Raw genomic sequence first — 20,566 nt, 5'->3', positions numbered from 1 at the left:
GTGTATAAGAGCCAGCCCCGCGCCAGACGCTTGAGCGGTCGACTCTGCCAATGCACCAGCAAGCCGATGAACAACAGTAGAAAACCGCTGGTGAAGACAATGAACCACACCTGCTGCGTCGGCAGGCCTTGCTCTTCGAGGCTGGTGTAGGGCTCGGGCAACAGCGAGGCGATGTACAGCCATTCACCGGGCGCCAACTGGATCTGAGTCACCAGCACCGGCGGATTGACCGGCTCCAGCGTCAGCGCGTAATGCGCCCAGGAGCGTGGCAACTCATCGAGCTTCAACCCGGCGTTGAAGATCCGTAGGTCATCGGGACTGACGAAAGTCACCAGAATGTCGGTGTCCTGGCCCAACGACTGACGCAGCACTTCATCCACTGCTTGCAACACCGCTGCCTTGCGCGGTGTGACCGGCAACACTTCCATGCCCAGCGGTTTGTCGTTGAGCGTCACCACAAAACGCGTGCCGCCCATGCTGCGTAATTGATCGAGTACCAACGGCCGGTAGGCTACCGGTAGCGAGCGGAAATAACTGACGCTGGCGGTCATCGAGTGGGCGAGGCTGCGGGCGCTGGTGACCAGGCCTTCGAGCTGGGTTGCGCGCAACTGGGAAACCCAGATCACGCTGGACAAGGTCTGCGCAAACAACACCGCCAGCAACGTCAGCAGCAACATCCGCCCGAGCAGCGAACGCGGCATCGGCACTTTGCTTGCGATGTTGCGCAGAAACTCAGTGGCCATTGGCGGCAACCACATTGGCTGCCAGTTGGTAGCCGCTGCCGCGCACGGTACGGATCAATCGTGGCGGCTTTTCGGTGTCGCGCAGACGCTGACGCAGGCGGCTGACAGCCATGTCGACGATGCGATCAAGGGGCATCAGGTCACGGCCACGGGTGGCATTGCCGATGGTGTCGCGATCGAGGATTTCCTGGGGATGATCGAGGAACAGCTTGAGCAGCGCAAAGTCGGCGCCGGACAGAATCACTTCCTCGCCGTCAGCGTGGAACAGTCGATGACTGACCATGTCCAGTCGCCACTCGTCAAAGGCCAGCACTTCACTGCCGCTGCGTTCCTGACCGAACTGGGCACGGCGCAGCAAGGCCTTGATTCGCGCTTGCAGTTCGCGAGGGCTGAAAGGTTTGCCGAGGTAATCGTCGGCGCCCAACTCCAGACCGATCACCCGATCGGCCTCGTCGGAACTGGCAGTGAGCATGATGATTGGCACCTGAGCCTGACGTGGATGCTGGCGCACCCAGCGGCACAGACTGAAGCCGTCTTCATCCGGGAGCATCACATCAAGGATCACCAGATCGCTCGGCGCCTCGTTCAGCGCCTGGCGAAAACCGGCGCCGTCGGCCGTGGCCCGTACCTGAAAACCCGCGCGGGTCAGGTAGGTTTCCAGCAACTCGCGTATCTCCTGGTCGTCATCGACCAACAAAATCGACTTGTTGACTGAACTCACTTCGAAGGCATCCTTGTTGTTGGAATTGGGCGGATTATGCCTTAAGCACTGAATCTACAGACACTGCAGAAACAATTGTGGGAGCGAGCCTGCTCGCGATAGCGGTGTGTCAGTCAACGGATGTGTTGAATGTGAAACCGCAATCGCGAGCAGGCTCGCTCCCACATTCGATCGCATTTCAAGCCTGTTCGAGCGCCACTCCCGCACCGACGAGCCCCGAATACGGCGCCGTCACCAGCCACACCGGAATCCCCTTGAAGTAATCGCTCATGCAGCCCTTGTCCGCAAAGCTGCGGGCGAAGCCACTTTCGAGGAAGAAATCGGCAAAACGTGGAATCACGCCGCCAACGATGTACACGCCGCCGCGAGCGCCCGTGGTCAGCACGTTATTGCCGGCCACACGACCGAGCCAGCAGCAGAACTGCTCCAGCACTTCCAGGGCAATCGGGTCACCGGCGAGGCCGGCAGCGGTGATGGCTTCCGGCGTGTCCAGTTTTGGTTCGTGACCATCCACCGCGCAGATCGCCCGGTACACTCGGGGCAGGCCGCCGCCGCTCAACGCGGTCTCGGCGCTGACGTGGCCGATCTCGTCATGGATGTGCTGCCAAAGCTGGGTTTCACGCGGGGTGCTCAGCGGCAGATCGACGTGACCACCCTCCCCCGGCAACGCGGCAAACCGGCCTTCGCCCAGATCGAGCAAGGTGCCGACGCCGAGGCCAGTGCCCGGGCCGATCACCACCGCCGGACGCAGCGGCTCAGGCTCACCTTCGCAGACCACACGGAATTCGCCGGGCTGCAAACGGGTCATGCCCAGCGCCATGGCCGAGAAGTCGTTGACCAGCAGCAACTGCTCGACCTGCAACGCCTGGCAAAAAGCCTTGCGGCTCAGGCGCCAATGGTTGTTGGTGAACTTAAATTCGTCGCCGCTGACGGGACCTGCCACCGACAGGCACACCGAACCGATGGCGCCAGGCGCCAGGCCGAGCCCGCTCAGGTAGAGGCTGATCGCCTCTTCCGGGCTGGCATGGTCGGCCGTGGCCAGCACCTGCACCGATTCGAGCTGCTGATCTTTCCACAACGCGAACCGCGCGTTGGTGCCTCCGATGTCACCGACCAAAGCCAGTTTCAATTAAGCGTCTCCAGGGCAGAAGTGAAGGCGCTGGCGCCCTGCTCTGCCGAGCTGAAGGCCAGACGCATGAAGCCAAACAGTTCGCGACCGCTGCCGATGTTGTTGCCCAACAGGCCTTTGGCGGGTTCGCGCGCTGCGAATTCGGCGGCGTCCACCTTGATTTCCAAAGTGCCTTTGACGCCATCGACGCGGATGATATCGCCCTCTTGCACGCGCGCCAAAGCGCCGCCCACATAAGCTTCCGGACTGACGTGGATCGCCGCCGGGATTTTCCCCGAGGCGCCGGACATACGCCCGTCGGTGACCAGCGCAACCTTGAAACCGCGATCCTGCAGCACGCCGAGGAACGGCGTCATCTTGTGCAGTTCCGGCATGCCGTTGGAACGCGGGCCCTGGAAGCGCATCACGGCGACAAAATCCTTCTCCAGCAGACCCGCCTTGAAGGCGTCGGCCAGATCCTGTTGATCCTGGAACACCATGGCCGGTGCTTCGACGATCTGGTTTTCCAGCGCAACGGCGGACACCTTCATCACGCCGCGACCGAGGTTGCCTTCCATCACCCGCAAGCCGCCCTCTGCCGAGAACGCACGGGCCACAGGACGCAGGATGTTTTCGTCGAGGCTTTCGGTCGGGCCTTCGCGCCACACCAGTTTGCCGTTATCCAGGAACGGCTCCTTGGTGTACTGGCTCAGGCCGTGGCCAAGCACGGTGTTGACGTCTTCGTGCAGCAGCCCGGCCTCAAGCAGTTCGCGGATCAGGAACGACATGCCGCCCGCCGCCTGGAAGTGGTTGATGTCGGCCTTGCCGTTCGGATAGACGTGGCTCAGGGTCGGCACGACTTCGGAGAGGTCGGCCATGTCCTGCCAGGTCAGTTGAATGCCCGCCGCCATGGCGATGGCCGGCATGTGCAGGGTGTGGTTGGTCGAGCCGCCGGTTGCGTGCAGCGCGACGATCGAGTTGACCAGCGCCTTCTCGTCGACGATTTCGCCGATCGGCAGGAAGTTGCCGTTCTGTTTGGTCAGGCGCGTGACCTGATGCGCGGCTTCGCGGGTCAGGGCCTCGCGCAGCGGCGTGTTCGGGTTGACGAAAGAGGCGCCGGGCAAGTGCAGCCCCATGACTTCCATCAGCAGCTGGTTGGTGTTGGCGGTGCCGTAGAAGGTGCAGGTGCCGGGGCTGTGGTAGGACTTCATTTCCGATTCCAGCAGCTCTTCACGGGTCGCCTTGCCTTCGGCGTACTTCTGCCGCACGTCGGCTTTTTCCTTGTTGGAAATCCCCGAGACCATCGGCCCGCCCGGCACGAAGATCGTCGGCAGGTGACCGAAACGCAGCGAGCCCATCATCAGACCCGGCACGATCTTGTCGCAGATGCCGAGCATCAGTGCGCCATCGAACATGTTGTGGGACAGCGCCACCGCCGTCGACATCGCGATCACTTCACGGCTCGGCAGGCTCAGCTCCATGCCCGGCTCGCCCTGGGTAACGCCGTCGCACATCGCCGGGGTACCGCCGGCGAACTGGCCGACCGAACCGATTTCGCGCAGGGCGTTCTTGATCTGTTGCGGGAAGACTTCGTACGGCTGGTGCGCCGAGAGCATGTCGTTATACGACGACACAATGGCGATGTTCGCCGAGTTCATCATCCGCAGGCTGTGTTTGTCTTCGCTGCCGCATCCGGCCACGCCGTGGGCGAAGTTGGCGCACTGCAGCTTGCCGCGCATCGGCCCGTCGGTTGCAGCGCCGCGAATCAGCGCAAGGTAAGCCTGACGCGTGGCGCGGCTGCGGGCGATAAGCCGTTCGGTGACCTCAAGAACGCGGGGATGCATGTGTAGAACTCCAGGCTAACGGATGTGGCGACCTGATTGTCTATGCTGACCAAGGCGCCCGCACGCGTGGGATGACGGGCGGTTTCCTTGACCATTCGGACCAGTTGATTCAGGTCACTCGTTGTAGATAAAACAAAATACTGCCACCAAAAAGGCTTGTTTTCTATTTTTTTGCGAATAATCTTGTAATTCCAACAACAAAACGACGGCGGCGCTGCTCAATGACTCTTCGAATCGCAATCAATGGTTTTGGCCGCATCGGCCGTAATGTCCTGCGCGCACTGTATACCCAGGGCTATCGTCAGGATTTGCAGATCGTCGCCATCAACGATCTGGGCGACAGCGCGATCAATGCGCACCTGCTCAAATACGATACCGTTCACGGCACGTTCGATGCTGAAGTCGCGCATGACAACGAGAGTCTGACCGTCAACGGCGACCGCATTTCAGTCAGCGCCATCCGCAACCCCGCCGAACTGCCATGGGCGGCGGAAAAGATTGATGTGGTGTTCGAATGCACCGGCCTGTTCACCGACCGGGCCAAAGCCGCCGCGCATATTACTGCCGGTGCGCGCAAAGTCATCATCTCGGCCCCGGCCAAAGGCGCCGATGCCACCGTGGTTTATGGTGTAAACCACGACATCCTGCGCCAGTCGCACCAGATCATTTCCAACGCCTCGTGCACCACCAACTGCCTGGCCCCGGTGGCCCAGGTGCTGCACCGTGAACTGGGTATCGAAAGCGGTCTGATGACCACCATCCATGCCTACACCAACGACCAGAACCTGACCGACGTCTACCACACCGACCCGTACCGCGCCCGCTCCGCCACGCAGAACATGATTCCGAGCAAGACCGGCGCCGCTGAAGCCGTGGGCCTGGTGCTGCCGGAACTGGCCGGCAAGCTGACCGGCATGGCCGTGCGCGTGCCGGTGATCAATGTGTCGCTGGTGGACCTTACCGTGCAACTCAAGCGCGAAGCCTCGGCCGATGAAGTCAACGCACTGATGAAAGCCGCGAGCCAGCACTCGAAAATCCTCGGCTACAACGCCCTGCCGCTGGTCTCGAGCGACTTCAACCACAACCCGCTGTCGTCGATCTTCGACGCCAACCACACCAAATCCAGCGGCAAACTGCTGAAGGTGCTGGCCTGGTACGACAACGAATGGGGCTTCTCCAACCGCATGCTCGATAACTGCCTGGCGCTGTGTAACGCGGAATAAAAGCACATCCCTGTGGGAGCGAGCCTGCTCGCGAAAGCGGTATATCTGCCAGCATAAATGCAGGACGACACATCGTATTCGCGAACAGGCTCGCTCCCACAGGTTTCGATTTCAATTTGAAATCAGAGCTTGACCACTCAACTGGATGATAAGCATTATCATTCGCTCGAAATGGATCAGGCCCTCCCGTGAGTCAGTCGCAGTTCAATCACGTTTTCCTCGCCCAGCGCACGTCACTGCTGCGTACGCTGGAACGCATGGTCAACAATCACAGCACCGCCGAAGACCTGTTGCAGGAAACCTACCTGCGTGTCACGCGGGCGCTGAGCGAACGGGCCATCGATCACCTTGAGCCCTTTGTCTTCCAGACCGCGCGCAACCTGGCGCTGGACCATTTGCGTGCCCGCAAGATTCATTCGCGAACCATGGTCGACGACGTGCCGCAGGACGTGGTGCATAGTGTCGCCGCCCCCGCCAGCAGCGCCGAAGACGCCGCCCACGCCGAACAATTGCTGGAGCGCCTGAACGTGAGCCTCGGTGAACTCAGCCCCCGTCAACAGCAAATCTTCATCCTCAGCCGCCTGCACGGGCACAGCTATCAGGAAATCGCCGAAGAGCTGAGCGTGTCCCTCAGCACAGTGCAAAAAGAACTCAAACTGATCATGACCATCTGCATCGGTGTCGCCGAACGTTTAAATGACGACTGATGCTGCAGGGCTTTTCTGTAGGCCTCAGGATCGACTGCACTGATCATCGGGCTTTGTTACCCTTGCCCGACTTTTACGCTTCACTAAAAAACAGCCGTGCACAGACACTGCCGAGGAAACACCGTGACGGACACCCACCGCCCTCCTTCGCCCGACACGGCGCAGGATGCCGCCAACGCAATGGACCAGGCTCTGGACTGGCTCATCGTGCTCGGCAGCCCGGACGAGGAGCAGACCCGGCAGTTTCATGCCTGGCTGGCGGCCGATCCGTTGAACGCCCAGGCATTCGCCAAAGCCCAGGCAATCTGGGACGGGCCGCAGATCGCCCAGTGCGCGCAGAACCTCGCAGCCAGACCGAAGAAAGTCACCGTCCTCACCCGCCTGCGCCCGCACTGGAAACCGCTGGCCACCGCTGCGGTGCTGATTCTCGGCCTGTTCAGCTTCAGCAACCTGCCGATGCGTCTTCAGGCCGATCACCTGACGCTGGTCGGCGAGCGTCAACGTTTGCAGCTTGAGGACGGTTCGAAAGTCCTGCTCAACACCAACTCCGCCTTCTCCAGCACGATCAACGATCGACAGCGGATGGCGCGCCTGTATCAGGGCGAAGCGTTTTTCGAGATTCCGGCCAGCCGCAGCCAACCGCTGGAAATCGACGCCGGCCCGGTGAAAGCCAGCGTGCAAGACACCGCGTTTGCCGTGCGCTATCTGGATGGCGTGGCGCAAGTGCGGGTGCAGCGCGGCGATGTCGATCTGCGTGCGACCCGTGACGATGCCCGCGTGCGTCTGTCCGCCGGGGAAAGCATCCGCATCGGTCCGAATGGTTTCGACGGGCCGGCCAAGGCCGATGCCGCCACCGATCTGGCGTGGGTACAAGGGCGGCTGATCTTCGAGAACTGTCCGCTGAGCCAGGTGCTGGCGGAGCTGCGCCGCTATTATCCGGGCTTCATCATCAACACCAACGAACACTTGGCCGACGTCGCCGTCACTGGCAATTACCGTCTCGACCAGCCGCTGGACGTGGTGCGTTCGCTTGCTCACATCACCTCCGCCAGGCTTCAGGAATTCCCGGCGCTGGTGATCCTGAACTAAATGAGAATTATTTTTACTCGATAGCCGAAGCTCGTTCGTCTCGTTATAGCCAATGCAATTGATTCGCATCTTCTGACGCGAATCAGCACCTATAAAGATTCGTGCGACACGGAGCGCTATCGATGTCCTCACGCCTTACCCGCCAGACTTCCTCTCCTTCCCGCGTGCTGTCGCTGCTGACCGCCGCCATCCTGATGGCCGGCACCGCGCCGCTGATGGCCGCCACCGAACAACCGGCACGCAACATGGGCGATTACTCGTTTGCCATCGGCCAGCAATCGCTGGTGTCGGCACTCAACGCGTTCACTGCCGTCACCGGCTGGCAGGTCGGCTTGCCGGCTGAATTGGGTAAAGGCGTGTCGTCGCCGGGCGTGCGCGGTTCGCTGCCACCGGAAAAAGCCCTGGAGCGCTTGTTGGTGGGGACCAACCTGAGCTTCCGAAAAATCAGCAACAACAATGTCGTGCTGGAAAAACGCATCAACAGCGGCGCACTCAACCTCGAGCAGGTGACCATCAGCGCCACCCGTCAGGAACAGTCAGTCAACAGCGTACCGGCCACCGTCACCGTGCAGACCCGTCAGGAGCTGGACCGCAACAACGTCAACACCATCAAGGATCTGGTGCGCTACGAACCGGGCGTCTCCGTGGGCGGCGCCGGCCAGCGCGGCGGGATCAGCGGCTACAACATTCGCGGTATCGACGGTGACCGCATTCTGACCCAGGTCGACGGCGTTGAAGTACCGGACGGCTTCTTCAACGGCCCGTACGCCAAGACCCAGCGCAACTACGTTGACCCGGAAATCGTCAAACGTGTGGAAATCCTCCGCGGTCCGGCTTCGGTGTTGTACGGCAGTAACGCCATCGGCGGCGCGGTCAGCTACTACACCCTCGACCCGGATGACATCATCAAGCCCGGCAAAGATGTCGGCGCCCGCCTGAAGACCGGCTACAGCTCAGCCGACGACAGTTGGCTGAAATCCGCCACCGTCGCCGGTCGCGCCGACCAGTTCGACGGTTTGCTGCACTACAGCCGGCGCGACGGCCATGAAACCGATTCCTACGGCAACAATAACGGCACCGGCCTGGAGCGCACCGCCGCCAACCCGGAAGACGTGAAAGCCACCAACGTTCTGGCCAAAATCGGCTGGAACTACAACGAAGGTTCGCGCCTGGGCCTGACCTACGAAAAGTACAAGGATGATCGCGACACCGATCAGAAAAGCGCCTACGGCGGCCCGTACTTCAACGGCGCGCCGACCATTCCGAACAGCGTACTGCCCGGCGGCATGTACCAGTGGCGCACCGGCAACGACACGGTCACTCGCGAGCGTTTCGGCCTGGAACACAGCTTCGAGCTGAACAGCCTGCTGGCGGACAACGTGAAGTGGAGCCTCAACCACCAGACCGCCAAGACCGACCAGAGCACCGACGAGTTCTACTACCCGATGACCCGTAAAGTGCTGCGAACCCGCGACACGATCTACGAGGAAAAACAGTGGGTGTTCGACGCGCAACTGGACAAGGCTTTCGCCATCGGTGACACCGATCACGTGCTGACCTACGGCACCACGATCAAACAGCAGAAGGTCACCGGTTCACGCAGCGGCGACGGCAAGTGCCTGGCGGTCGGTCGCGGCTGCACCGCCATCGGCGCCACCAGTGCGGCTGACGTGCTGAAGAAGTCCAGCGACTTCCCGGACCCGACCATCAACACCTACAGCCTGTTCACCCAGGATCAGATCAGCTGGAACAAATGGACTTTCCTGCCGGGCCTGCGCTACGACTACACCCAGCTCAAGCCGCACATCACGCAGGAATTCCTCAACACCGTGGCCGCCGACGGCAAGGGCACGGTCAGCGATCAAAACAAGACCTGGCATAAAGTCTCGCCGAAATTCGGCCTGACCTACGCCCTGACCGACCACTACACCTGGTACGGCCAGTACGCCGAAGGCTTCCGCACCCCGACCGCAAAAGCGCTGTACGGTCGCTTCGAAAACAGCACCACCGGTTACAACGTGGCGCCGAACCCGAACCTGGAACCGGAAAAAAGCAAAAGCTATGAAACAGGCCTGCGCGGCAACTTCGAGCAAGGCTCGTTCGACGTGGCGGTGTTCTATAACAAGTATCGCGATTTCATCAACGAAGACGCCGTCACCCCGGGCTACAACGAGCTGACATTCCAGACCAACAACATCAAGCACGCCACCATCAAGGGTGCCGAAGTCAAGGGTCGCCTGAACCTGGATTCGTTCGGTGCGCCACAAGGCCTGTACACCCAGGGCTCGATTGCCTACGCCTACGGGCGCAACAACGACACCGGCGAGCCGCTCAACAGCGTCAATCCGCTGACCGGCGTGTTCGGTCTGGGTTACGACCAGGACACCTATGGCGGCCTGCTGAGCTGGACCGTGGTCAAGAAGAAGGATCGCGTCGACGACAGCAACTTCAAGTCGCCGGACGGTGTCAGCAGCCAGTTCAAGTCGCCGGGCTTCGGCATTCTCGACCTGACCGGGTATTACAAAGTCACCGACGACGTCACCGTCAGCGGCGGCGTCTACAACCTGACCGACAAGAAGTACTGGCTGTGGGATGACGTGCGTGGCTACGACAGCGTCGGCGAAGCCGCCGTGCTGAGCCCTGCCAACCTTGATCGCCTGACTCAACCGGGTCGCAACTTCGCGATCAATCTGGTCTGGGACATCTGATCCGCCCCCACCTCACTGCGTGTGTGAATCAGCGCGCAGTGAGGTTTTTTTACGCTCCCACGACTACTTGTTCGTCTCGTTATCAAGCGCCTCTTTTATCAAGGACACCCCATGAGCACCTCGGAAAAAGCCCTGCGTTCGCAACGCCTGAACCAGATCACCCACGCGCCGCACAGCAAGCTCGATGCGCTGGTCAAGGCCCACGCGCCGTTCGAGACACGCGCCAGTTTCGCCCGCTTCGTGGTCGCGCAGTACCTGTTCCAGTCGGAACTGGTCTCGCTGTACAACGATGCCGAACTGACTGCCATCATCCCTGACCTGCCGGCCCGCTGCCGCGCCGAAGCGGCCAAAGCCGACCTCGCCGACCTGGACACTGAAGTGCCAGCCCCGGTGGCCGGTGCAGTGAAAAACCCGAGCAAGGCCCGCGCCCTGGGTTGGATCTTCGTCTCCGAGGGCTCCAAGCTCGGCGCCGCGTTCCTGATCAAGCGCGCGGTCGCATTGGAGCTGAGCGAAACCTTCGGCGCCCGTCACTTGGGCGAGCCTGAAGGTGGCCGGGCCGAAGGCTGGAAAAGCTTCGTGCGCACCCTCGACTCTTTGCAGTTCAGTGCCGAGGAAGAAGCCGAAATCGAGCAAGGCGCGCTCGACGCATTCAACCGCTTCACCGTGCTGCTGGAACAGGCTTACACCACGGAGGCCGAACCGGCCTGAAGCCACGCGACTCCCCAATGTGGGAGCGGGCTTGCTCGCGAAGAAGCTGTCAGATTCAATCTCAGCGTTGACTGACATGGCGCTTTCGCGAGCAGGCTCGCTCCCACAGGGAACCGCACAAATCTGTAAGATTGCCATTTCGCCTCACGCACTCCCTCGAGCCCATGCCCCAACCCGCCTCCTCCCGACTCGCCCGCCTGCTGTTCGGCCTGCTGGCCTACGTCAGCCTCGGCATCGGCCTGATCGCCATCGTCGTGCCCGGCCTGCCGACCACCGAGTTCATCCTGCTCGCCGCCTGGGCCGCGACCCGCAGCTCGCCGCGCCTGAGTGCCTGGCTGGAAAACCACCGGCTGTTCGGGCCGATCCTGAGCAACTGGCGCAACGGCAAGATCATCGCCCGCAAGGCCAAGGTCAGCGCCACCGTCAGCATGCTGCTGTGCGCGACCCTGATGCTGGTGATGCTCGACCACGGCTGGCCGGTCTACCTGGCCATTGCCGGCATGACGCTGGGCAACCTGTGGATCTGGTCGCGCCCGGAATCTCGGCCAGAGATTTCCTGATTTTTCATCGCTTTCCAGGGCATTTCCCCGCGCAAACGTTTTGCCGCGACCGTTCGTCGGCAGACGGCTCATGCCGCCTCGCCCCGCGCCGATGAGCATTGAATGGCGCTGAATGGATTTGGCGAACCGGGCAATTCCGTGCCCCGTAGCCAACAGCTCATTCATTCGCGAGAACGTCCCATGTTCGACTCCCTGTCCATTCGCCTGAAAATCGTCCTGCTGTCCGGGCTGTGCCTGCTCGGCGTGGTGGCGCTGATCGTCGGCATCAACATCTACCAGACCAACCGGAACGACGAACTGGTCAGCGACTCGAGCAGCAAGATGCTCACCGCCAGCGTGCAGAATCTGCTGCAGGCCAAGGCCGCCGAACAGGCGGTTCAAGTGCAGAAGACCTTCGGCGAGAGCCTGCTGGTGATCACCGCACTGGCCGACCAGATCAAGGACATGCGCGTCATGGCCGCCAAGCGTTCGCTGGACGCCGGGGCCTTGCGTGAAGAATTGAACCTGAGCCTGAAAACCGCGTTCGAGCGCAACAGCAAGGTGCTGGGCATCTGGCTGGCCTTCGAGCCCAACGGGCTGGACGGCAAGGACAGCGAGTTCGTCAACGACGCCGCCCGCCAGTCCAACGAAGCCGGGCGCTTCGCCACCTACTGGAGCCGCGCCGCCGGTTCCGCGCTGAACACGATCATGGTCGAAGAGGACATGACCAAGACCACCCTCAGCGTCAGCGGCACGCCTTACAACAGCTGGTACACCTGCCCTCGCGACAACAAGCGCACCTGCCTGCTCGACCCTTACGCCGACACCGTGGGCGGCAAGGAAATGCTCATGACCACCATTGCCGTGCCGCTGCTGGTGGATGGCAAGGCCATCGGCGTGGTCGGCGTCGACATCGCCCTTGATGCGTTGCAAGCGGCGGCCGTGGGTTCCCAGCGCGAACTGTTCAACGGTGCCGGGCACATGCTGATTGTCTCCGGCAGCGGCGTGCTGGGTGCGTACAGCACCGACGCCACCAAGGTCGGCAAAGGCATCGCCGAAACCCTCGGCACCGAAGGCAAGGACATCCTGCAACTGCTGAGCGCCGGCACGCCGAAGATTCTCGAACAGGGCGATCTGATCCGCGCCGTTTACCCGGTCGATCCGATTGGCAACTCCCGTGCCTGGGGCGTGGTCATCGACCTGCCGAAGCAAGTGCTGCTGGCCGACTCGGTCAAACTGCAAGCGGTACTCGACGAGGCGCAGAAAGCCGGCACGATCACCGCATTGTCGGTGGCCGTGATCGCGGGGCTCATCGGTCTTGTACTGATCTGGCTCACTGCGTCGGGCGTGACCCGGCCGATCAACAGCGTCGCCGAGATGCTGAAGAACATCGCCAGCGGTGAAGGTGACCTGACCCAGCGCCTGAACTACAGCAAGAAGGATGAACTGGGTGAGCTGGTGAACTGGTTCAACCGCTTCCTCGACAAGCTGCAACCGACCATCGCCCAGATCAAACAAAGCATCACCGAGGCCCGTGGCACCGCCGATCAATCGTCGGAAATCGCCCGCCAGACGAGCGAAGGCATGCAAGTGCAGTTCCGCGAGATCGATCAGGTGGCCACCGCGTCCAACGAAATGAGCGCCACCGCCCACGATGTCGCCAACAGCGCCTCGAACGCCGCCAGCGCTGCGAAAGGCGCGGACCAGTCGGCCAGAGACGGGCTGTCGATCATCGAGCGCAGCACCCGCGACATCAACCAGTTGGCCGACGAAGTCAGCAAAGCGGTGACCGAAGTCGAAGAACTGGCGGTCAACAGCGAACAGATCGGCTCGGTGCTGGAAGTGATCCGTAGCATCGCCGAACAGACCAACCTGCTGGCGCTGAACGCCGCCATCGAAGCCGCCCGGGCCGGCGAAAGCGGTCGTGGTTTCGCGGTGGTCGCCGATGAGGTCCGCAACCTGGCCAAGCGCACCCAGGATTCGGTGGAAGAAATCCGCGTGGTGATCGAACGCATCCAGACCGGCACCCGTGACGTGGTCGCCACCATGCATTCGAGCCAGGCACAGGCCCACAACAACGCCGGGCAGATCCGCCAGGCCGTGGACGCTCTCGGCAAGATCAGCGATGCGGTGACCGTGATCAGCGACATGAACCTGCAGATCGCCAGCGCCGCCGAACAGCAAAGTGCGGTGGCCGAAGAGGTCAACCGCAACGTCTCGGCGATTCGCACCGTCACCGAAACCCTGACCGGACAGGCCACCGAATCGGCCGCGATCAGCAGCCAGTTGAATGCCCTGGCCAGCCAGCAGATGAAATTGATGGATCAGTTCCGCGTCTGAATTGATCTATGATCAGGCCCTCCCCCGGAGGGCCTTCGATGAATGATTTGCTCACGTCCGTTCAAACCGCACTCGGTTTGTCCCCCACGCCGATTCCGTTCACCGCCAGCGGCGCCCTGCCCTCGGCGTTTGCCGTCACCGACCTGGCCTGCGCGAGCATTGCCGCAGCCGGGCAGGCGATCAGCGAATTGCTCCGGCAGCAAACCGGACATTTACCTACCCTTGAAGTGGACCGCCGCCTCGCCTCGTTCTGGTTCGCCACCTCACTACGACCAACAGGTTGGGAAGTGCCGCCGCTGTGGGATCCGGTAGCCGGCGACTACGCGACCCGGGACGGCTGGATTCGTCTGCACACCAACGCCCCACACCACCGCGCCGCCGCTGAAAGCGTGCTCGGTGCCTGCGCCGATCGCGCGGCGATGGCGGCGAAAGTCGCGCACTGGGCCAGTGCCGATCTGGAGCAGGCGGTAGTCAATGCCAAGGGCTGCGCTGCCCAAATGCGCAGTTGGGCGCAGTGGCAAAAACATCCCCAAGGATTGGCGGTGAATGCCGAACCCCTGGTGCATTTCAGTGATGGGAAAGACGAAAGTCATCACCTCTGGCAAGGCTCGGTGGCGCAACCATTGGCCGGGCTCAAGGTGCTCGATCTGACCCGCGTCCTCGCCGGCCCGACCGCCAGCCGCTTTCTCGCGGGCATGGGCGCGAACGTCCTGCGCATCGACCCGCCGACCTGGAACGAGCCCGGCGTGGTGCCGGAAGTCACCCTCGGCAAACGCTGCGCACGGCTGGATCTGCAGCAACCGGCAGATCGTGCGGTGTTTGAAGGCTTGCTCAAGGAAGCCGACATTTTGCTGCATGGCTATCGCGCCGATGCGCTCGAACACCTCGGCTATGGCGTCGAACGTCGCCGGCAACTGAGACCGGGGCTGATCGACGTCTGCCTCAACGCCTATGGCTGGAGCGGCCCGTGGCAGAACCGCCGGGGCTTCGACAGCCTGGTGCAGATGAGCAGCGGGATTGCCGAAGCCGGGCAGCGCTGGAAGCAGGCGGACAAACCGACGCCGCTGCCGGTGCAGGCGCTGGATCATGCGACCGGGTATCTGATGGCGGCGAGTGCGATCCGCTTGCTGATTGAAAAGCTGAGTAACGGTCGTGGTGGATCGGCGCGATTGTCACTGGCGCGGACGGCGAAGTTGCTGATCGAACACGGACCGGGGACTGATGAAGTGCTGCGTCCGGAAAATCCACAGGATCAAAGCTTGCTGGTGGAGCAGACACCCTGGGGGGCGGCGCATCGACTACAGGCGCCATTGAAGATCAGCGGGACGCCGTTGCAGTGGGCGTTGCCGGCCACTGAGCTGGGTTCACATCAACCGCGATGGTTTTAAAGATGTGCGGATATCAATCCGCACGACTCGACGACGTCCACAGCAGCTGCGCCGCGTAACCGCGAAACGGGCGCCAGGCCTCGGCGCGGGCTGACAACTCCCGCGCCGTCATCCGCTCGCCTTCCAGCACCTCCAGTGCTCGCAACAACCCCACATCACCGGTCGGGAACCCGTCCATGTCCCGCAACTGCCGCAAGGCAATGTATTGCGCCGTCCAGTCGCCGATCCCGTGCAGAGCCAGCAACCGCGCAGTCCCTGATTCAAACAGCAACGGATCATCCAGCAACGCCTGGGCCACGCCGCACAAGGTGAGTGCGCGACTTTTCGGCATACCCAACGCTGCCAGATCGGCGTTCGCCAAAACCGCGGCCTGAGGAAACACATGAGTCAAGCCAGGCACCGATGAACACAACGGCTCGCCATGCTGCGCCAGCAGTTTCCCCGCCAGCCGGATCGCCCCGATCATGGTAATCTGCTGCCCCAGCACAGCCCGAAACGCCAGCTCCAGTCCGTCCCACGCCCCCGGCACACGCAACCCCGGACGCTCGGCAATCAATCGCGCCAGCAGCGGGTCAGCGTTCAGGTGCCGTTGCATCGTCGGCAGATCCGCATCCAGATCGAACAGCCGACGCAAGCGCGCCACAATCTCGGGAACAGCCGTCGCCTCCGGAAAATCCAGCTCCACCTCCAACGCATCGCCGTCACCGGGCCAGACCGAAACCGTACCCTTCACACCGTTCAATCCGATACTGCGCGAATACACCCCCTCGACCACGGTCTCCATCCCGATCACCGCCCGCGCCGCGAGAAACCCGAGCATCGCCGGCCAGTCGCAGGGCGCCCGGTAGTCGAGGCGCAGCCTCACAGCGACAGCAGACCGCTGTACAAACCGTAGGCCGCCAGCCCGGCCCCGGCGATCACACAGGTGAAAATCCCCTTCTCGATCGTGGTGAACAGCGGCTCGCCCTGTTCATGCTTGGCCTTGGCGAACAGGATCACGCCCGGCGCATAGAGCAACGCCGACAACAGCAGGTATTTCACCCCGCCGGCGTACAGCAACCACACCGCGTAGCAAAGGGCGATGCCGCCGATCAGCAGATCCTTGGTGCGTTCGGCCGAGGCGTGTTCATAGGTTTCGCCGCGCCCGCTCAACAGCACCGCGTACGCTGCCGACCACAGGTATGGCACCAGAATCATCGACGAGGCAAGGTAGATCAGGCTGGTGTAGGTGCCGGCGGAAAACAGCGTGATCAACAGGAAAATCTGGATCATCACATTGGTCAGCCACAGCGCGTTGACCGGCACATGGTTGGCGTTTTCCTTTTTCAGGAACGCCGGCATGGTGTTGTCCCTGGCCGTGGCGAAGAGGATTTCGGCGCACAGCAGCGCCCATGACAGCAACGCGCCGAGCAGTGAAATCGCCAGGCCGATACTGATTGCCAGCGCCCCCCAGGGCCCGACGATGTGTTCCAGCACCGCCGCCAGCGAAGGGTTCTGCAGGGTCGCCAGTTCCGGTTGGCTCATGATCCCCAGCGACAACACATTGACCAGCACCAGCAGCGCCAGCACGCCAATGAAGCCGATCACCGTGGCCCGCCCGACATCCGTACGCTTCTCGGCCCGCGCCGAGTAAACGCTGGCGCCCTCGATACCGATGAACACGAACACCGTCACCAGCATCATGTTGCGCACCTGATCCATCACCCCGCCGAAGTTCGGATTGCTGCGACCCCAGATATCACGGGTAAAGATGTCGGCCTTGAATGCCACGGCGGCGATGACGATGAACATGATCAACGGCACGATCTTGGCTACGGTGGTCAGTTGATTGATGAACGCCGCCTCCTTGATCCCGCGCATCACCAGAAAGTGCACGGCCCACAGCAGCACCGAAGCACAACCGATGGCAATCGGCGTATTGCCCTGGCCGAACACTGGAAAGAAGTAGCCGAGGGTACTGAACAGCAACACGAAATAACCGACGTTGCCCAGCCAGGCGCTGATCCAGTAGCCCCAGGCAGAAGAGAAACCCATGTAGTCACCGAACCCGGCCTTGGCGTAGGCGTAGACGCCGGAGTCCAGCTCCGGCTTGCGGTTGGCCAGGGTCTGGAACACGAAGGCCAGCGTGAGCATGCCGATGGCGGTGATTCCCCAACCGATGAGGATCGCCCCGGCATCGGCCCGCGCCGCCATGTTCTGCGGCAAAGAGAAAATCCCCCCGCCGATCATCGAACCCACCACCAGAGCGATCAGTGCGCCAAGGCGCAGCTTTTGCGTCGGTTGCGACATTCAAATCTCCTTGAAATAGGTGGCGAGGCTTTATCTGTAACAACTATTAACCAAGTGGATAAAACTGGCCGGCGTTTATCAGGGAATACCGGACAACATCCATTTATATATAGCGAATGACGCTAACGCATAGCACAGGAAGATAGTTTTGTGCGCTGATCCTGATAAATCAATTCTGTGCTGAAAACAGATGTGAAAAATTTGCCAAACGTCGAAAAGCAACTAGCGTGATAACTCGAAAGCAATAGGATCCATTCCCAACCGCACCATCGAAAGGCCTCTGGGACGGGCCTTCCAGACACAAGCCTTATGCCACTATCGGTCTCATAAGTCATTCATTAACAATGGAATGTGAGCATGCACTGATCTAAGTCAGCTGTTTGAAAAGCCAACAGAACTACGCTGTGAACTCTTCTCTCCTGCAATGGAGTCATGCAATGTCTGAAGCTCCCGGAAAACTACGACTAGGTGCACTGGTTGCATTGGTAGTCGGTTCAATGATCGGTGGCGGGATATTCTCTTTGCCACAAAACATGGCAGCCAGCGCCGACGTCGGCGCGGTGCTGATCGGTTGGGCCATCACCGCCGTCGGCATGCTCACCCTGGCGTTCGTCTTTCAAACCCTGGCCAATCGCAAACCTGACCTGGACGGCGGTGTATACGCCTACGCCAAGGCCGGTTTCGGCGACTACATGGGTTTCTCTTCGGCCTGGGGTTACTGGATCAGTGCCTGGCTGGGCAACGTCGGCTACTTCGTGCTGCTGTTCAGTACGCTAGGTTATTTCTTTCCCGTGTTCGGTGAAGGCAACACGGTCGCGGCCGTCATCGGTGCCTCGGTGTTGCTGTGGGCCGTACACTTTCTGGTGCTGCGCGGGATCAAGGAAGCGGCGTTCATCAACCTGGTGACCACCGTCGCCAAGGTCGTCCCCCTGCTGCTGTTCGTCCTGATTGCACTGTTCGCCTTCAAACTGGACATCTTCACCGCCGACATCTGGGGCTTGAAAAACCCTGACCTGGGCAGCGTGATGAACCAGGTGCGCAACATGATGCTGGTCACCGTGTGGGTGTTCATCGGCATCGAGGGCGCAAGCATCTTCTCGGCCCGGGCGGAAAAACGTACGGACGTCGGCAAGGCCACCGTGATCGGCTTCATCACCGTGCTGCTGTTCCTGGTGCTGGTGAACGTACTGTCGCTGGGCATCATGACTCAGCCGGAACTGGCCAAGCTGCAGAACCCGTCGATGGCCGCCGTGCTGGAACACGTGGTCGGTCACTGGGGCGCGGTGCTGATCAGCGTCGGTCTGATCATCTCGCTGCTGGGGGCATTGCTGTCGTGGGTGCTGCTGTGCGCGGAGATCATGTTCGCCGCCGCCAAGGACCACACCATGCCGGAGTTCCTGCGCCGCGAAAACGCCAACCAGGTGCCCGCCAATGCCCTGTGGCTGACCAACGCGATGGTGCAACTGTTTCTGGTCATCACCCTGTTCTCGGCCAGCACCTACCTGTCGCTGATCTACCTCGCCACCTCGATGATCCTGGTGCCGTACCTGTGGTCGGCGGCCTATGCCCTGCTGCTGGCGGTGCGTGGCGAAACCTATGAAGGTTTTGCCGCCGAACGACGCAAGGACCTGATCATCGGCGCCATCGCCCTCGTCTACGCGATCTGGCTGCTGTATGCCGGCGGCGTCAAGTACCTGCTGCTCTCGGCCCTGCTCTATGCCCCCGGCGCAATTTTGTTCGCCAAGGCCAAGCTCGAACTCAAACAAGCGGTTTTCACCAACGTCGAGAAGCTGATTTTCGCCGCAGTGATCGTCGGTGCCCTGGTGGCGGCCTACGGTCTCTACGACGGCTTCCTGACTCTGTAGTAGCTGATTGATTTGTTATCTGGAGGATCACTGAAATGACCACGGAAAAAGTTAAGTACGGCGTCCACTCCGAAGCCGGCAAACTGCGCAAAGTCATGGTTTGCTCCCCAGGTCTGGCCCATCAGCGGCTGACCCCGAGCAACTGCGACGAACTGCTGTTCGACGATGTGATCTGGGTCAACCAGGCCAAGCGCGATCACTTCGATTTCGTCACCAAGATGCGTGAGCGCGGTGTCGAAGTGCTGGAAATGCATAATCTGCTGACTGACATCGTCGGCAATCCCGAAGCACTGAAATGGATTCTGGATCGCAAGATCACCCCGGACACCGTCGGTGTCGGCCTGACCAACGAAGTGCGCAGCTGGCTCGAAGGCCTGGAGCCCCGCAAACTCGCCGAATTCCTGATCGGCGGTGTGGCCGGCGAGGATCTGCCGGACAGCGAAGGCGCCAGCGTGATCAAGATGTACCGCGATTACCTGGGCCACTCCAGCTTTCTGCTCGACCCACTGCCCAACACCCAGTTCACCCGCGACACCACCTGCTGGATCTACGGCGGCGTGACGCTTAACCCGATGTACTGGCCGGCGCGCCGTCAGGAAACCCTGCTGACCACCGCCATTTACAAATTCCATCCCGATTTCACCAGCGCCGATTTCGACGTCTGGTACGGCGATCCAGACAAGGGGCACGGCAAAGCCACCCTCGAAGGCGGCGACGTGATGCCGATCGGCAACGGTGTGGTGTTGATCGGGATGGGCGAGCGCACCTCGCGCCAGGCCATCGGCCAACTGGCGCAGTCGCTGTTCGCCAAAGGTGCGGCGGACAAAGTCGTGGTCGCCGGCCTGCCGAAATCCCGTGCGGCGATGCACCTGGATACCGTGTTCAGTTTCTGCGACCGCGACCTCGTCACGGTCTTCCCGGAAGTGGTTAAGGAAATCGTGCCGTTCATCATCCGTCCTGATGAAAGCAAACCTTACGGCATGGACGTACGCCGGGAGAACAAAACGTTCCTCGAAGTGGTGGCCAGCTCGCTCAATCTGCCGAACCTGCGCGTGGTGGAAACCGGCGGCAACAGCTTCGCTGCCGAACGCGAACAATGGGATGACGGCAACAACGTGGTGGCCCTGGAGCCCGGGGTCGTCATCGGTTACGACCGCAACACTTACACCAATACGCTGCTGCGCAAGGCCGGGGTCGAGGTCATCACCATCAGCGCCGGCGAACTGGGTCGTGGCCGTGGCGGCGGCCACTGCATGACCTGCCCGATCGTGCGCGACCCGATCGATTACTAAAA

General features: G+C 61.5%; 14 protein-coding genes and 3 pseudogenes. 11 read left to right on the top strand and 6 right to left on the bottom strand.

The window, feature by feature from the left end; all coding sequences use genetic code 11:
* The 4 genes and pseudogenes from ACK6BI_RS19905 to edd form a co-directional block, all read right to left on the bottom strand.
* Positions 1-743: pseudogene (locus ACK6BI_RS19905) on the bottom strand (two-component sensor histidine kinase); the annotation flags it as partial.
* Entirely contained in the window at positions 733-1,464 is a 732-nt protein-coding gene (locus tag ACK6BI_RS19900; protein ID WP_409318405.1) for a response regulator, read from the bottom strand. The gene ACK6BI_RS19900 and the pseudogene ACK6BI_RS19905, both read right to left, overlap by 11 nt.
* Before the next feature lie 178 nt (positions 1,465-1,642).
* Entirely contained in the window at positions 1,643-2,593 is a 951-nt protein-coding gene (locus tag ACK6BI_RS19895) for a glucokinase (protein WP_409318404.1), read from the bottom strand.
* A complete protein-coding gene (gene edd, locus ACK6BI_RS19890) occupies positions 2,590-4,416 on the bottom strand; it encodes a phosphogluconate dehydratase (protein WP_409318403.1) in 1,827 nt (608 codons plus the stop codon). Before edd ends, ACK6BI_RS19895 begins: the two co-directional genes overlap by 4 nt.
* A gap of 221 nt (positions 4,417-4,637) precedes the next feature.
* Here edd and gap point away from each other — a divergent pair, with 221 nt between their 5' ends.
* From gap to ACK6BI_RS19845, 9 genes and pseudogenes are all read left to right on the top strand, one after another.
* Positions 4,638-5,639 (top strand): type I glyceraldehyde-3-phosphate dehydrogenase, encoded by a 1,002-nt coding sequence (gap, locus tag ACK6BI_RS19885; protein ID WP_260520698.1) that lies wholly within the window; start codon positions 4,638-4,640, stop codon positions 5,637-5,639.
* A 188-nt stretch (positions 5,640-5,827) separates the two neighbouring features.
* Complete coding sequence (locus tag ACK6BI_RS19880) at positions 5,828-6,346, top strand: RNA polymerase sigma factor (RefSeq protein ID WP_409318402.1); 519 nt, start codon at positions 5,828-5,830, stop codon at positions 6,344-6,346.
* 123 nt (positions 6,347-6,469) lie between these two features.
* Positions 6,470-7,435 (top strand): FecR family protein, encoded by a 966-nt coding sequence (locus ACK6BI_RS19875; RefSeq protein ID WP_409318401.1) that lies wholly within the window; start codon positions 6,470-6,472, stop codon positions 7,433-7,435.
* Between the two features lie 122 nt (positions 7,436-7,557).
* A complete protein-coding gene (locus ACK6BI_RS19870; protein ID WP_409318400.1) occupies positions 7,558-10,143 on the top strand; it encodes a TonB-dependent receptor in 2,586 nt (861 codons plus the stop codon).
* Positions 10,144-10,254: 111 nt separating this feature from the next.
* Positions 10,255-10,851: a biliverdin-producing heme oxygenase gene (locus ACK6BI_RS19865; protein WP_409318399.1), complete on the top strand. Its 597-nt coding sequence runs from the start codon at positions 10,255-10,257 to the stop codon at positions 10,849-10,851.
* A 164-nt stretch (positions 10,852-11,015) separates the two neighbouring features.
* The gene (locus ACK6BI_RS19860) at positions 11,016-11,411 is read left to right on the top strand and encodes a YbaN family protein (RefSeq protein ID WP_065258502.1); all 396 of its coding nucleotides are present in this window, start codon (positions 11,016-11,018) and stop codon (positions 11,409-11,411) included.
* Positions 11,412-11,513: 102 nt separating this feature from the next.
* A pseudogene (locus ACK6BI_RS19855) lies at positions 11,514-12,872 on the top strand (HAMP domain-containing protein); the annotation flags it as partial.
* 333 nt (positions 12,873-13,205) lie between these two features.
* A pseudogene (locus ACK6BI_RS19850) lies at positions 13,206-13,730 on the top strand (methyl-accepting chemotaxis protein); the annotation flags it as partial.
* Positions 13,731-13,768: 38 nt separating this feature from the next.
* Entirely contained in the window at positions 13,769-15,118 is a 1,350-nt protein-coding gene (locus tag ACK6BI_RS19845) for a CoA transferase (RefSeq protein WP_409318398.1), read from the top strand.
* 13 nt (positions 15,119-15,131) lie between these two features.
* Here ACK6BI_RS19845 and ACK6BI_RS19840 read toward each other — a convergent pair whose 3' ends face one another.
* The gene (locus ACK6BI_RS19840) at positions 15,132-15,983 is read right to left on the bottom strand and encodes a DNA-3-methyladenine glycosylase family protein (RefSeq protein WP_409318397.1); all 852 of its coding nucleotides are present in this window, start codon (positions 15,981-15,983) and stop codon (positions 15,132-15,134) included.
* Complete coding sequence (gene arcD / locus ACK6BI_RS19835) at positions 15,980-17,407, bottom strand: arginine-ornithine antiporter (RefSeq protein WP_409318396.1); 1,428 nt, start codon at positions 17,405-17,407, stop codon at positions 15,980-15,982. The genes ACK6BI_RS19840 and arcD (ACK6BI_RS19835) overlap by 4 nt, the downstream gene beginning before the upstream one ends.
* A 437-nt stretch (positions 17,408-17,844) precedes the next feature.
* Here arcD (ACK6BI_RS19835) and arcD (ACK6BI_RS19830) point away from each other — a divergent pair, with 437 nt between their 5' ends.
* Together arcD (ACK6BI_RS19830) and arcA are read left to right on the top strand one after the other, a co-directional pair.
* On the top strand, positions 17,845-19,272 hold the full coding sequence (gene arcD, locus ACK6BI_RS19830; protein WP_409318395.1) for an arginine-ornithine antiporter: 1,428 nt from the start codon (positions 17,845-17,847) through the stop codon (positions 19,270-19,272).
* A 35-nt stretch (positions 19,273-19,307) separates the two neighbouring features.
* Positions 19,308-20,564 carry an arginine deiminase gene (arcA, locus tag ACK6BI_RS19825; protein ID WP_409318394.1) on the top strand — a complete coding sequence of 419 codons (1,257 nt, stop codon included), beginning with the start codon at positions 19,308-19,310 and terminating at the stop codon, positions 20,562-20,564.
* Positions 20,565-20,566: the final 2 nt, after the last annotated feature.

This window comes from Pseudomonas sp. KCJK9016 (assembly GCF_046231795.1).
In the GTDB taxonomy this organism is placed as follows: Bacteria; Pseudomonadota; Gammaproteobacteria; order Pseudomonadales; family Pseudomonadaceae; genus Aquipseudomonas; species Aquipseudomonas bananamidigenes.
Note: the sequence above shows the minus strand (reverse complement) of the source record. Positions and strands in the feature narration are given on the sequence as shown.